This is a genomic window from Simiaoa sp., assembly GCF_051972595.1.
GTDB lineage: Bacteria > Bacillota > Clostridia > Lachnospirales > Lachnospiraceae > Acetatifactor > Acetatifactor hominis.
Genome location: NZ_JBOKRY010000006.1, coordinates 110,965 through 125,060 on the forward strand (window position 1 = coordinate 110,965; position 14,096 = coordinate 125,060).

At 47.4% G+C, this 14,096-nt stretch carries 12 protein-coding genes; 2 read left to right on the plus strand and 10 right to left on the minus strand.

What is annotated here, in order from left to right; all coding sequences use genetic code 11:
- Positions 1–28: 28 nt before the first annotated feature.
- From ACTRDR_RS03945 to ACTRDR_RS03990, 10 genes are all read right to left on the minus strand, one after another.
- On the minus strand, positions 29–1,033 hold the full coding sequence (locus ACTRDR_RS03945; RefSeq protein ID WP_440526232.1) for a LacI family DNA-binding transcriptional regulator: 1,005 nt from the start codon (positions 1,031–1,033) through the stop codon (positions 29–31).
- A 37-nt stretch (positions 1,034–1,070) separates the two neighbouring features.
- Entirely contained in the window at positions 1,071–2,816 is a 1,746-nt protein-coding gene (locus ACTRDR_RS03950; protein WP_440526233.1) for a glycoside hydrolase family 13 protein, read from the minus strand.
- 18 nt (positions 2,817–2,834) lie between these two features.
- Positions 2,835–3,677, minus strand: a complete 843-nt coding sequence (locus ACTRDR_RS03955; RefSeq protein WP_440526234.1) for a sugar ABC transporter permease — start codon at positions 3,675–3,677, stop codon at positions 2,835–2,837.
- Positions 3,674–4,618: a carbohydrate ABC transporter permease gene (locus tag ACTRDR_RS03960; RefSeq protein WP_440526235.1), complete on the minus strand. Its 945-nt coding sequence runs from the start codon at positions 4,616–4,618 to the stop codon at positions 3,674–3,676. The genes ACTRDR_RS03955 and ACTRDR_RS03960 overlap by 4 nt, the downstream gene beginning before the upstream one ends.
- Before the next feature lie 28 nt (positions 4,619–4,646).
- On the minus strand, positions 4,647–5,906 hold the full coding sequence (locus ACTRDR_RS03965) for an extracellular solute-binding protein (RefSeq protein ID WP_440526236.1): 1,260 nt from the start codon (positions 5,904–5,906) through the stop codon (positions 4,647–4,649).
- A gap of 48 nt (positions 5,907–5,954) precedes the next feature.
- Positions 5,955–7,145: a starch-binding protein gene (locus ACTRDR_RS03970; RefSeq protein WP_440526237.1), complete on the minus strand. Its 1,191-nt coding sequence runs from the start codon at positions 7,143–7,145 to the stop codon at positions 5,955–5,957.
- A gap of 394 nt (positions 7,146–7,539) precedes the next feature.
- Positions 7,540–9,801 carry a protein translocase subunit SecD gene (secD, locus tag ACTRDR_RS03975; RefSeq protein WP_176863955.1) on the minus strand — a complete coding sequence of 754 codons (2,262 nt, stop codon included), beginning with the start codon at positions 9,799–9,801 and terminating at the stop codon, positions 7,540–7,542.
- A 16-nt stretch (positions 9,802–9,817) separates the two neighbouring features.
- Positions 9,818–11,215, minus strand: a complete 1,398-nt coding sequence (scfB, locus tag ACTRDR_RS03980; RefSeq protein ID WP_022154191.1) for a thioether cross-link-forming SCIFF peptide maturase — start codon at positions 11,213–11,215, stop codon at positions 9,818–9,820.
- A 128-nt stretch (positions 11,216–11,343) separates the two neighbouring features.
- The gene (gene scfA / locus ACTRDR_RS03985) at positions 11,344–11,487 is read right to left on the minus strand and encodes a six-cysteine ranthipeptide SCIFF (RefSeq protein ID WP_022154192.1); all 144 of its coding nucleotides are present in this window, start codon (positions 11,485–11,487) and stop codon (positions 11,344–11,346) included.
- A 169-nt stretch (positions 11,488–11,656) separates the two neighbouring features.
- A complete protein-coding gene (locus tag ACTRDR_RS03990) occupies positions 11,657–12,037 on the minus strand; it encodes a TIGR04086 family membrane protein (RefSeq protein WP_440526238.1) in 381 nt (126 codons plus the stop codon).
- A gap of 147 nt (positions 12,038–12,184) precedes the next feature.
- On the opposite strand from ACTRDR_RS03990, the gene ACTRDR_RS03995 reads away from it, so the two are divergent.
- Positions 12,185–13,483, plus strand: a complete 1,299-nt coding sequence (locus tag ACTRDR_RS03995; protein ID WP_176863951.1) for a CNNM domain-containing protein — start codon at positions 12,185–12,187, stop codon at positions 13,481–13,483.
- A gap of 58 nt (positions 13,484–13,541) precedes the next feature.
- A complete protein-coding gene (locus ACTRDR_RS04000; protein WP_176863949.1) occupies positions 13,542–13,820 on the plus strand; it encodes a hypothetical protein in 279 nt (92 codons plus the stop codon).
- Positions 13,821–14,096 lie beyond the last annotated feature (276 nt).

The window sequence follows — 14,096 nt, forward strand, 5'->3', positions numbered from 1 at the left end:
AGCCTACGTGAGGCTCCTTTTATATGCATCAGGTAGATTCCCGGATGATCAACGTTGGGAATGTGATATGGGACTGCACATAGAGATTCGGTCTTTTTATTTTTTGCAGGATATACTTTCCGGCCTGCACCCCCATATCGTAGACGTCGATGTTGACGACAGAGAGCATGGGCTTCAGGATCTGAGAAAACGGGAAGTCGTCAAAGGTAATCACCTTCATCTCCTCCGGGATCAGGATTCCTCTGTCGTGCAGGGCATTCACACAACCGTAGGCGATATAATTATCTGCACACACTAACGCATCCGGACGTCTTCTATTCTCCAGGATCTGCATGGTCATTCGGTAACCGCTGTCACAGACGGATTCTCCTTTTTTCACATATTCTCTGGGCAATAACACATCATGCTCTTTAAGCACTGTCAGGACTCCGTCAAGACGTCTCGCTGAGATCTGATCCTCCGGTTTACCACCGATAAAAGCCACGGACTGACAGCCCCGCTCCAGCAGATGCTTCGCGGCCAGTTCTCCCGCCAGCCGGTTATCGATATCGAGCCAGCAGAAATGACTGTTAAAATTCGGATTGCCGATCACAATATGCGGGATCTCATGAGTAAAAAGCAGTTCATCCAGTGCCTGGGAGATCACCGACGCATGGATCACAAACCCGTCTGCCTGCTTGGTATCCGCTGCATTCCGGATAAATTCCGCACAGTCTCCCGCTGCTATATTCCTGACTACAAGCGTATAGTCCTTCTGTGCCAGCACTTCCTCCAGCCCACACAAGATCTCAAACATCTGTGGATTGGCAAACCCTGTTCCTTTCCCCAGCTCTGCCACAAATATAATGGTTCGTGCAGACTGCTTGGCGAAATTTTTCGCCCGCAGATTCGGATGATAATCCAGCTCCTCCATAGCTTTTCGTACTTTATCTGCCGTCTCCTGCGAGATTGAATAGGAGCCGTTCATCACTTTCGATACGGTTGCCGTAGAAGTTCCCGCCAGTTTTGCCACATCTTTAATGGTTGCTCCCATCGTTCACCCTCCTCGCGCGATTTTCTCTGAGAATATTTTAATCCCTTGTCTTGATCAGTGCAAATCCTTTTGCTGCCAGCTGTCCTTCCTTAAGACCTTCCTGCCAGAGAATCTCTCCGCCCAGCAGTTCTTCAGGAAGGGGGACGTTTTCCTCTTCCATATTCAGGAAAATACGGATACTCTCTATACTGCCATCTTCTTCCTCCAGATATCTTTCATAGCCATACACTCTGCTGCCCGGTTCCGCCAGTAATGTGCGATATTCTCCTCTTCGCAGCGTTCGTTCCCGTTTGCGCAGAGCAATTGCCTTCTGATATAGCAAAAACAAAGGACTGCTCTCATCCAGTGTATCCCAAGGCATGGGCTGCCTGTACTCTTCCTCCAGAATACCGGTCAGTCCCGCCTCATCCCCATAGAATACTGAAGGCATTCCGGGGAAAGTCATCTGAAAGATCACCGCCAGGCGGAAGCTTTCTTCATCCCGGCACAGCGAACGGAACCGGCTGACATCATGACTGTCCAAAAGGTTTAACTGTGCATAGACTGTCTGCTTACGATAGCGCATACGCATATCCGTTATGCGGCTGTCAAACTCCATGGCATCTGCCGTCTGCTCCCCAAAAAATCTCCGGCAGTGCTTACGGAAATCATAATTCATCGTAGAATCAAACATGGTTCCGTCCAGCCAGTGCGCCGCACTCTCCCATACTTCTCCGATGAGAATGGCGTCGGGATCCACACTTTTTACGATCTCTCTGAATTTTCTCCAGAAGCCATCATTGATCTCACTTGCCACATCCAGCCGCCACCCGTCGATATGGAATTTTTCCACCCAGTAGCGCCCCACTTTGCAGAAATATTCTGCTGTCTCCGGATTTGCCAGATTTAACTTCGGCATCATCCGTTCATAGCCAAAGCACTCATATCCCGGATATTCCTCCGGATCCTCCGGTCGCATCACCGGATAGGTAAGTCCATAGAACCAGTCTCTGTAAGCTGACTGTTCTCCTTTTTTCACCACATCATCAAAGGCGAAAAAATACCAGCCGCAATGATTGAACACACCGTCAATGATTACTTTCAGTCCGTTCGCATGAAATACATCGATCAGCCGGTGAAAATCATCATCGGTTCCGAAACAGGGATCAATGTGAAAATAATCTAACAGATCGTACTTATGATATTCTCCGGCGACAAAGATCGGATTGATATAAATAGCGTTCACGCCGAGGTTTTTCAGGTACTCCACGTTCTCGCAGATCCCACGGATCGTACCGCCGAGCTTCCCCCTCGTCGGTACACCGCCCCATTCCTTCTCCTCTCCTCTGCCGCAAAGATACCGGTACTCAGTGGCAAAGCTGTCGGGAAAAATATTATAAATGATCGTATCCTGTGCCCATTCGGGAGGTGTAACAATATCTGCGCGGTGATTGAACGGCAGCTGATAATATTCCGAGCGGTCATCCACGGTATGATCCGTGAATCGTTCTCCGTAGTACAACACCTCTTCCCTGCCATCGGACAATGTGAAATAATAGCAAAGTCTTTTATAGGGATGCTCCAGCGTAATCTCCCAGTAATCGAATTCTTCCGTCTGCGCCACCACTGCCATCTTCTGTTCTGTAAAAAGCACCGGTGTAAGTCGGCATGCCCTGTCTCCGTAATGGAGCCTGCATTCTGTCAGATTCCCTCTGCCTGCCCGCAGACGGATCACAATATGCTCTTCATCTGTCCCATAGGCATACTGGGACATGGGTATATGTAATACTGCACTTCGATTCATACTTCCTCTTTCTGCGGTCTATCCCTTCACTCCACCTGAGGTCAGACCCTCTGTCATGTTCTTTTGCAATGCGAAAAATACGATCAGGATCGGCAAAGACACGATCAGGGATGCTGCCGAGAAAATCGGCCAGCTTCCACTCATCTCCGTCGCCTGCAGCGAATATAATCCTGCTGCCAGCGTATAAGTATCGGATCCTGTCATGAAATTAATGGCAAAAATATACTCGTTCCATACATAGACAAGAACCATCATAGCCGTTACCGCAATAGTAGGCTTAGCAAGCGGCAGTACGATCTTTGTCACCTGTTCTAACTGTGTGGCTCCGTCGATCATGGCTGCCTCCTCGATCTCCACCGGAATCGTGTCAAAATACCCCTTCATATTCCATAGTGCAAACACTGCCATCGTACCGGTATACACGATGATCAGACCCGTTCTGGTATTGATCAGCCCCATAGGACTAAGCAGCTTATACAGCGCCGTCATGGACAAAAGGGACGGAAATGCATAAAGTAAAATCAACAGCTTCAAAATCGCCTTTCTGCCGGGAAATCGTTTCCGGGAAAAAGCATACGCTGCAGGGATTCCGGTCCCCAGCGAGATCACCAGTGTGGTCACCGCAAGGATCAGACTGTTCTTCAGCCACAAAAGCACCGGTTTCTCGGTAAAAACCGCCTTATAGTTCTGCAGCGTCATATGCTTTGGCAAAAAGGAAAAGTCAGATCCTAACAGGCTGTTCTCTGCATTCAGCGACACGGAAAACGCATATAATACCGGCACCAGCACGAAAAAGCATACCAGGACGAAAAACACATTTACCGCTATAAGTACCAGCACATGTTTCGTCTTTTTACTCATCTGCTCTCCTCCTTTCTGCCGTTTGTCACCAGAGAAAATACTAACAGCATTCCGAAGATCAGAATGGAGATAGCGGAACTGTATCCGTAATTGTTCGTAATGAATGCCTTCTCATAGGCATAGGTTAAAATGGTATGAATATTCGCACCGGTCTTGGATCCCACCTGCTGGGTCAGCAGATAGATGACATCGAACTGTTTAAAAGTCGTAAATGTCGTGATCATAACCGACGGTGCTATAATGGGGCGGATCATCGGAACCGTAATATATCTCGTCCGTTCCAGCCAGGTGGCACCGTCTAACAGCGCACTTTCGTAAAAGCTCCGATCCACGCTCTGCAGTGCCCCGTCAATGATGGTGATCATGAAGGGTAACGCCAGCCAGAGGTTCACTGTCGTACAGCTGATGAATGCGATCACATCACTACCAAGCCATCTCACCGGTTCCATTCCCAGTCTGATCATCCATTGATTCAACAGACCGAACTGGGAATTGAACATTCCTGTCTTCCACAGCAGGATGGATACATATCCCGGCATGGCCCAGGGAAAGATCAGCAGGGTACGATAGACATTCCGCAGTCGCAATCCCTTGACATTGAGAAGTGTTGCCATAATAAAAGCGATCACCAGCTGCAGCACCATATTTACCACGGTCCACAATATCGTCACAAAAAGTGCCGTCAGGAAGCCATTGTCAAATACCAGCAAGGCATCCTTATAATTCTCCAGTCCGATGAACTCATAATTATTCCAGTGATAAATATTCATGTTGGTCATGGAGATATATCCGGTATAGAGGATCGGGAAGATTACGATCAACAGGATCAATACTAAGGATGGCAGTGACCAGCTGTAAGCAAACAGTGTCTCTCTTCTTTTTTTATTCTGTTGTCTGTTCCCATGAGCATTTTTCATTCTTGCCATATTTGTTCGTTCCACTTCCTTTTGCCTGATTACGCAGCGTCACTTATTTCATGGATTCGATCAGCTGCAATGCTTCCTTCTGTGCTTTCTCCGCACTTTCCGCCACATCATTTCCCGCCATGTTGACATCCGTCAGCAGTCCGCTGGCTACGGTCCACATCACATCCATCTCCGGCAGATTCGGCATGGGAACCGCATTTTCCGCAGTCTCCTTCATAGCCATGACCACTTCATCACCACTTACTTCTTCATAACTGTAACAGTTCTCTCTGGCAGGAGCACAGCCGCTGGCCTGTGCCAGTGCAATACCTACCTCGTCCTTCATAAGTACCCTCAGTACCTGCTCCACCGCATCCTTTTTATTCTCTGCTGCATTTTTCAGCACCTGGACCCCCTGGACTCCCATATAGGGGGCGATCGGCTTTCCGGTCTCATCGATCACAGGCATAGAGGCGATTCCCACGTCCATTCCATTTTCTCTTACTGTCGGGATCAGCCAGGGACCGGCTATGGTTGCATGTGCCATTCCTTCTTTGAACAAGGTATTCACTGTGGCATACTCGGTTTCCCCCGGCATGAGATCCACGAACTTTTTATGATAGGCCAGCGCTTCCTCTGTCTCCGGCAGATTTAATCCCGGCTCTCCGGCGTCATTCAGGATATAGCCTCCGAATCCATTGATCCAGCCTGCCGCATAATAAGGGGTACTATGCTGTTCCACAAATCCATAATGCCCTCCACGGGTATTCTCCTGCATATAAGCATACAATTCCTCTGTGGTAGCCGGCACTTCCTCATCCTTCATGTAGAGACGGTTATACATAAAAAGTAATGTCTCATAATAGATAGGAAGCTGATAGACCGTTCCCTTATAGGTCGCCGCTTCGATCGTGTTATCCATATAGGCATCCAGTTCCTCTGCCGGAATGATATCCGTGATAGGTGACAGTATGCCCATTTCTGCATAGACACCTATCTTATCATGGGCAAAAAGGTACATATCCGGAGCTGCCTTGGGATCATTTCCCACCATTTTAAGAGCTTCTGTCAGATCACTCTTTTTCTCCAGTACTACATGGATCTGCGGTTCTAATTGGGCAAATTTCTCTTCCAGGACCTGCGTTACCGCATCCTCCTTGTCGTGCCAGATGGTGATTGTAACTTCTCCGTCCGTCTGCTCATCCTGGGCTGTCTGCTCCACCGTCTGACTGCCACAGCCGGTCAGGCTGCCAATCGTCAGTCCTGCTGTCACGATCCATGCCCATGCTCTGTTCCGGATTCTTTTCTGATTTCTATTCTTCATATCCTGCACTCCTTTGATATGTACTCTCCTGCCGCTTGTTTTTATATCTTATTTCTGTGACTTTTTCTTTGAGACTGCCACTGCTGCGCCGCCTGCTGCCACTACCAGCACGCCGATCACGATGGGTACGACCGGTGTGGATTTCTCTGTATTCTCCGACGCTTCGTTTGTTGCTTCCACAGCTTCCACAGCCTCTTGTGTTGCCACAGTTTCGGTTGTCTCTTCCAGCGCGATTTCTTCATAAGATACGGTGTAATCCTCCGGACCGTTTATCGTAAGCCAGATATCCTTACCGGTCTCTACGGAAATATCCGTCGTCTGTACACTTCCCTCATTCCCATTGACGATTATGGAATTCACCCAGCCGGGAACCTCCTTTACCAGCCAGCCGCCTTCGCCTTCCTCTAATGCCTCTCCGGGCCACGCTGCAAATGCGTTAGTGCCGTCCGGTGCCGACCATGCCCACAGACAGGGACCGTTCCAGTCTGCGGGAGCAGATACATGGATCGTCACATTGGGAGTTTCTGCCTGATCCGGGTTCTTATAGCTGAAATCGTAGCTGCCGTCGGCTGCTACCGTTACCCATAGTTCTGCGGGATCAATGGAGATATCCTCGGTCTGTACGCTTCCTTCGTTCGCATTCACAATGATGGAGTTTACCCATACCGGAACCTTGATGCTGTACCAGCCATCTTCACCTGCTTTCATCTCTTCTCCGGGCCATGCTGCAAAAGCATTGGTGCCATCCGGTGCCGACCACGCCCACAGGCAAGGGGCTTCCCAAGAATCATCTACTTTTGCATGTACCACAAATTTCTCTACGTAAGCCGGTGCCTCTCCGGTAGTCTTGCTCTCATAAGAGATCTCTACGGTGTCCGCTGCACTCACCGTGATCCATGCTGCATTGGTATCCAGGATCTGCTCCTCGGTCTGCACACTGCCCTCATTGGCATTGACGATCACATGATTCGCCCATGCAGGAAGCCAGATATAATACCAGCCGTCATTAGCTGCATCTGCTTCCATCTCCTCGCCGGGCCATGCTGTAAACGCATTATTGCCGTCGCTGTCCCACGCCCACACACAAGGATTTTCCCAGTCCTCCGGTACCTGCACATAAAGCGCATTTCTCTCTTCTGTATTCTGTGTTGTTTCTGCATTTGCCGTCATCGGCAGAATCCCGATCACCAGCAGAAGCATCATCAGAAATGATCCACAACGTCTCATCAGCTTACTCATAATATCCTCTCTTTCCGATTCTACTTGTCTGTGTTATATTTTTGTAACCTTCTGTCGTTTCAACCGTTTTAAAAAGTGCACTTTCCCTTGGGTTATTTTGATTATAACGTTGCTGTTTCCGGATGGTCAATTTGATTTTGGGTAATCGTTTTCCCTCTGATTTATTTATTTGTCACAGTTTCATTCTTCTATTTTTGGTTGTTATTTACAAATGTTTTTTAGGTTTCCTGCGTTTTCCTAATTTTTTGTGAAAGTTTCACGAAAATGTTTCCTATGGAGTACCCATTAGAAATATGCACCGCAAGGCGCACACAAAAAGAGATGGAAGCCTTTCGCTTCCATCTCCATTGAAAATACTTTTATGCTATTTTTATTACTTTTTACTTATTCCTACTTATTTTGCCTTCGGTGCGAACTTTTTTCTCAGTACATACCACAGGGCACCTGCAATACATACAGAGGAATAAGCACCACAGATGATACCTACCATCAGAGGCAGAGCGAAGTCACGGATGCTGGTCACACCCCAGATGTACAACGCGCCTACCATTACCAGAGTGGTCAGGGAGGTGAATAAGCTTCGGGACAGTGTCTGGGTGATGCTGTGGTTTACAACATCCTGCAGATCATCCTTCTTAGTCATAACTGCCATATTCTCACGTACACGATCGAAGATTACGATGGTGGCGTTGATAGAGTAACCTACGATGGTCAGCAGACATGCGATAAAGGTATTGCTGACGGATACTCTTGCCAGTGCGTAGAAGGTGATGACTACCAGCACGTCATGGAGCAGGCAGGCAATACTGCTGACACCGAAACGGATATCGCTGAAACGGAAGCGGATATAGATCAGCATGCAGATAATTGCTACTGCTACCGCCAGGATCGTATCAGACTTCATCTCGTTACTGATGGTGGAGCTGATGGTCTCGGAGGTGATCAGGGTCTCATCCACACCAAAATTATCCACGAACATCTGATTCAGTGCCTGTCTCTGATCCACATCCAGAGAACCGGTCTTGAAGATAACTTCATTGGAGCCCTGTACAGTCTGGATCTGAACTGCACTGCCGGTGGTGCTCTCGATCAGAGGTACCATCTCGCTGTTGATCTCTTCCAGCGTATAGCTCTTATCAAAAGTGACAGTAGTTGCGGTACCACCCTTGAACTCCAGGCTGTAATTCAGTGCATCTCCGGTGTTCATCTTGTAGACACCCATGGTAATAAATCCTGCAAGGATCACTGCCAGAGACAGTCCGAAGAAGATGCCCTTCTTACCTAAGAAGTTCACGGTCTTGTGTTCCTTACCTACACCATACCACTTGGGATCCTTTAATCCCAGTGCATAGAAAGCTTTCATAATGTACTTGGTCACTACCAGTGCAGTGAACATGGATAATACGATACCAAGTGCCAGCGTCTGTGCAAAGCCCTTTACGGTACCAGGTCCTAACAGCCACAGCACTGCTGCTGCGATCAGGGTAGTCACATTACCGTCGATGATAGCGGACAGTGCCTTGTCATAACCGATCTGCATGGCACTCTTAACAGTCTTGCCGGTTGCCAGTTCCTCACGGATACGGGCAAATACGATAACGTTGGCATCCACTGCCATACCGATGGACAGGATGATACCTGCGATACCGGACAGGGTCAGGGTCATGTCAAAACCATTCAGCAAAAGTACTACCAATGCCACATAAATGCCCAGTGCAATAACAGAAGCAAATCCGGGCAGGAAATAAACTGCGATCATGAAAACAGCCACTACGATAAATCCGATCACAGCTGCTTTTAAGCTGGTGGAGATTGCTTCCACACCCAGCTGTGCGCCAACTACCTTGGAATGCAGCTCTTCCAGCTCCAGCTTCAGTCCACCGATACGGATGGTGGAAGCCAGGCTCTCTGCCTCTTCATAGGAGCTCATCGGAGAGATCTGTGCATTACCATCAGAGAATACACCCTTTACAGAAGGAACACTTACAAAGGTTCCATCATAATAGATACCCAGGGTCTCGCCCTTCTCGTAAGCATTTCTGGTAGCCTCTTCAAACTTCTTAGTACCTTCCTCTGTCATTACCAGGTCTACCGCATAGGTGGAATTGCCCATCGTCTGATCCTTGATAGAGCCTGCGGTAGCATTCTTGACATCCGTACCCTCCAGCATGATGGATCCATCTGCCTTCAGTTCATCGATGGTCTTGTTCAAAGCGTACGCATAGCTTACATTGCCCTGTGCATCGGTCACTGCCTGCATAGAGTAATTCGCATTGCCGTCCTTGTCTGTCTCTGCAATGAAATACAGGGAACCGGGACGTCCCAGCTCTTCCAGGATCTTGTTGGCATCTGTTACACCGGGGATCTCGATATTGATACGATCGGTACCCTCCTGGTATACAATAGCCTCTTTACTGTAGTTCTCAACACGCTTCTGCAGCTTGGCAATAGTATCTGCCATATCCGTTGCATCCGGCTCTTCATCGCCTACCACCTGATAAGTGATGCTGACACCACCGGCCAGATCCAGTCCCAGACTGATGTCTGAAGCACTGGCAGTTCCTTCCGCATCTACGCCATTAAGATCCACATAGCCGACACCCAGCAGGACCAGAAGTGCGCAGAGCAGAATGATGATTGCTTTACTTTTTTTCATCTTTCCTTTGTCCTTTCTATTCTTCTGAAGCTTCCGCCGCTTCCGCAGCCTTCAGCATGATAGCACATTCGATACGTTTTCTCTGTAGCTCACAGCCGATGTCATACGCATCATTGATATTGCCATGGAAATTATAGGAGTTCGCCGCACATCCTCCGCTACAATAGAACTTGGCAAAACACTTCTTACACTTGTCCTTTGCATAGACATTGCAGCATTTGAACTCATCGCGGATATCATCTCTGACCACACCGGTATCCACATTGCCCATGAGGAACTTTTCGTTACCCACGAACTGATGGCAGGGATACAGGTCTCCCCAGGGAGTAACCGCCAGATATTCGGTACCGGATCCGCAGCCGGAGAGTCTCTTGGCTACGCAGGGACCGCCCTGCAGATCGATCATAAAGTGGAAGAAATTGAAAGCCTTGCCCTCTTTCTTACGCTTGATCATTTCTACTGCCAGTTTATCGTATTCTTCCTTTAAAATTGGAAGATCCTCTTCTCTGATGGCATAATCATCCGTAGGCTGTGCCACAACGGGCTCCACGGAGATCTGCTTGAATCCCAGATCTGCCAGATGCAGAACATCCTTGGAGAAATCCAGATTATTGTGGGTGAACGTACCACGCACATAATAGTTCATCTGGTCTCTGCTCTCCGCTACCTTTTGGAACTTAGGAACAATGATATCATAGCTGCCCTGTCCACCGCGGAAAGGACGCATCTTGTCATTGATCTCCTTACGTCCATCGATACTCAGTACGATATTACCCATTTCCTTATTCACGAACTCCAGGATCTCATCATTTAATAAGATACCATTGGTAGTCAGGGTAAAACGGAACTTTTTATTGTTGGGTTTCTCTAAGCTTCTGCCGTATTCTACCAGCTGCTTTACCACATCCCAGTTCATCAGGGGTTCGCCGCCAAAGAAATCCACTTCCAGGTTCACACGGTTGCCGGAATTGGCTACCAGGAAATCCAGTGCCTTCTTGCCGACCTCAAAGCTCATCAGCGCTCTTCTGCCGTGGTACTCACCCTCTTCCGCAAAACAATACCTGCAGGCAAGGTTACAGTCATGAGCAATGTGCAGGCACAGTGCCTTGACTACGGTCTGGCGCTTCTTGAAATCAAAAATGTAATTCTCGTAAATATCGGGAGCAAACAGTTGTCCTGCCTTCTCCAGCTCCAGGACTTCGTCCACCGCTTCGGTAATCTCTTCCTGGGGATAGGGGATATTCGCAAGATTCAGTACAGCGGCCTTGATGGTGTCCGCATCCTTGATACCTTCTGTCACCAGAGGCTCTACCAGCGGAATCATATCATACACAATATCATCTACCACATGGACAGAACCACTGTTCACATCCATAACGATATTATAGCCGTTGCTCTTATACTGGTGTATCACAGTTCTATTCCTCTTCTTTCTACTTCTTATTGCTTAAGATACATTAACATTAACTATTCGAATAGTTAACAGAGAATAAGCAGCGACCTGAATCGCTGCTTACGTTAGTCTCTTCTCATTTTCTTAGATTATTTAATCTTTTCACAACTCTGGTTTCCTACTGTGCAGGAAGTCTTACATGCAGACTGGCAGGAAGTCTGGCACTCACCGCAGCCGCCCTTTTTCATGGATTCCTTTAAATCTCTGGTTGTTAAAGTCTTAATATGCTTCATTAAAAATAGCCTCCTTATGATTTCAAAGCGCCTATCGACGCCGGCGTGTATATAAATATGCAGACACGCGACTCATTTTTGCTCATTATATCATGTATTTGGCATTTGTAAAAGCTTTTTTTCTCAAAAAGCGTTAAAAAAAGCGGTAAAAGTCATTGTTACCTGCTTTTCACCCTAACATTCCACCCAGCGTCCCCCCTGCCACACATAATACCATGGTAGTCCAGAAGGAATTGCCTAATGCAGTCTCCGGTGTTCTGATCAGCACCGACACCACCGCCAGGATCACAAAATATGCCGCTCCCACGAAAGCTCCCCATAGGAATTTCTGCTTTTCCATTCTCTTTCCTGCAAGGAAGCCCGCCGTAAAAGTAGTGGCTACATAGATGGCGGAGATGGCTATCGTCACTATACCTTCCGTCAGATGCAGTTTATACAATAAAAGTGCCAACAGACATAGAAGCAGTAATGTCAGCACATAAGATACGAGCAGACATTTCGCCAGTGCCAGTACCGGAATACCCTTTTTTCCTTCTCCTCTTTTTTCCATGTCATCCCTCCTTTTACTTATGTAAAATGTATATTCAAAGCCTTCGGAAAACTTGACAACTATTCCTGTCCTATTGTATATTGTTGCTTAATAACACATAAATAAGGCATAAGCCTGCTATTTTATTTTAAGAAGGAGTGAACTTTTTTGGATACCTCTGGTGTCATACAACTGATTTCTATTATTGTTCTTATTTTTCTGTCCGGCTTTTTCTCTTCCGCCGAGACTGCACTGTCCACGGTGAACCGTGTGCGAATGCGTTCTTTGGAGGAGGAAGGCAACAAGCGTGCTGCACGCGTCAATAAAATTCTGGATAATTACAGTAAAATGATCAGTACCATTCTGATCGGTAATAACATTGTAAATCTGACTGCATCTTCCCTGGCAACAACTTTAGCCATGCGCATTAATCTGGCTGTAGGTATCGCAACCGGTATTTTAACTATTGTCGTATTACTCTGCGGCGAGATCGTACCGAAGACCTGGGCGGTTCTGTGTTCTGAAAAGCTGGCACTGACCTACTGTAATATCATATACCTGCTGATGCAGGTACTCACACCGGTTATTATCGTGGTAGACCTGCTCTCCCATGGCATTATGAAGCTGTTACATATTGATCCGAATAAAAAAGCCAGCGCCATGACCGAAAGCGAACTCAAAACCTACGTGGATGTCAGCCATGAAGACGGTGTCATTGAATCCGAGGAAAGAAAACTGATCTACAACGTATTTGATTTTTCCGATGCTCATGCCAAGGATATCATGATCCCCAGGATCAATATGGTAACGGTAAGTCTTGATGCTACCTATGATGATGTACTTGCAGTGTTCCGTGATTCCATGTACACACGTCTTCCGGTCTATGAGGACGATAAAGACAATATTATCGGTCTCATCAATATCAAGGACTTTATCCTGACAGAAGACCAAAGTGCTTTCCATGTGGGAAATATCTTAAGAGACGCTTATTATACTTACGAATATAAAAAGATTGCCGATCTGATGTACGAGATGCGGGAAAAGACCACGAATGTCTCTTTCGTATTAAATGAGTACGGTGCTACCGTAGGTATGATCACTTTAGAGGACTTACTGGAAGAGATCGTCGGTGAGATTCGTGACGAATATGATGAGGATGAAGAAGAACTGATACAGAAGATGTCCGATGACACTTATCTGGTAGAAGGCAGCCTGAAATTAGATGATATCAATGATGCTCTGGGGACAGACCTGACCAGTGAAGACTACGATTCTATCGGCGGTCTGATCATCGATTGTCTGGATCGTCTGCCGGAGGATGGTGAGGAAGTCACCCTGGAGAACGGTATTCACCTGAAAGTACAGGGCATCGATCAGAACCGTATCGTCAAAGTGCTGATTACGATTCCGAAGCCCACCGAAGAACACGTTGCCGGCAGTTCCGAGATTTCGGAAGATCACGAATAGCACAAGGACCAACAAAGCTTTCTTCTTTGTTGGTCCTTAAGTAATGAAAGGGAAAATAATGTCACAGGATAAAAATACAGAAAACAAGAAAACAAAAATGACTTCCAAACAGATCTTTGCGATCGCAGGAATCGTTGTGCTGGTGCTGTTGTATGTCGTAACCCTGTTCGCAGCGATCTTCGACAGTTCCGCCAGTCATGCACTGTTCGCCACCTGCCTGTTAGCCACGGTAGCCATTCCTCTTCTCATTTGGATCTACACCTGGATGTTCGGGAAACTGACGAACCGCTCCACCTTCGCAGATTTCCATCCGGAAGAGAAGAAGGATGATAAATAAATTGAAAGTTACGCGAGCAATGAGCCGCGCATAGGCAAAATAAGAACCGTGATTGGGAGCTTGCTCACAAATCACGGTTTTTACTTTTGCCGTGATGCGGCGAACGCCGCGATATGAAATAAGATTGGCAGCGCCTTTTGCTGACAATCTTATGAATAGCGTGGCTCATTGCGGAGAACTGCCAATAAATGTGGAGCGCCTTTTGCGACACATTTATGAATTGGGGGCATGGCTCGTAACGTAGGGTTGCCGTAAACCCCACGAACGCCCACGGCG

Excerpts from the sequence above, each read along its gene's own strand:
- ACTRDR_RS03945 (WP_440526232.1), bottom strand. The coding sequence starts at position 1,033 with ATGGGAGCAACCATTAAAGATGTGGCAAAACTGGCGGGAACTTCTACG.
- ACTRDR_RS03950 (WP_440526233.1), bottom strand. The coding sequence starts at position 2,816 with ATGAATCGAAGTGCAGTATTACATATACCCATGTCCCAGTATGCCTAT.
- ACTRDR_RS03955 (WP_440526234.1), bottom strand. The coding sequence starts at position 3,677 with ATGAGTAAAAAGACGAAACATGTGCTGGTACTTATAGCGGTAAATGTG.
- ACTRDR_RS03965 (WP_440526236.1), bottom strand. The coding sequence starts at position 5,906 with ATGAAGAATAGAAATCAGAAAAGAATCCGGAACAGAGCATGGGCATGG.
- ACTRDR_RS03970 (WP_440526237.1), bottom strand. The coding sequence starts at position 7,145 with ATGAGTAAGCTGATGAGACGTTGTGGATCATTTCTGATGATGCTTCTG.
- secD (WP_176863955.1), bottom strand. The coding sequence starts at position 9,801 with ATGAAAAAAAGTAAAGCAATCATCATTCTGCTCTGCGCACTTCTGGTC.
- scfA (WP_022154192.1), bottom strand. The coding sequence starts at position 11,487 with ATGAAGCATATTAAGACTTTAACAACCAGAGATTTAAAGGAATCCATG.
- ACTRDR_RS03990 (WP_440526238.1), bottom strand. The coding sequence starts at position 12,037 with ATGGAAAAAAGAGGAGAAGGAAAAAAGGGTATTCCGGTACTGGCACTG.
- ACTRDR_RS04000 (WP_176863949.1), top strand. The coding sequence starts at position 13,542 with ATGTCACAGGATAAAAATACAGAAAACAAGAAAACAAAAATGACTTCC.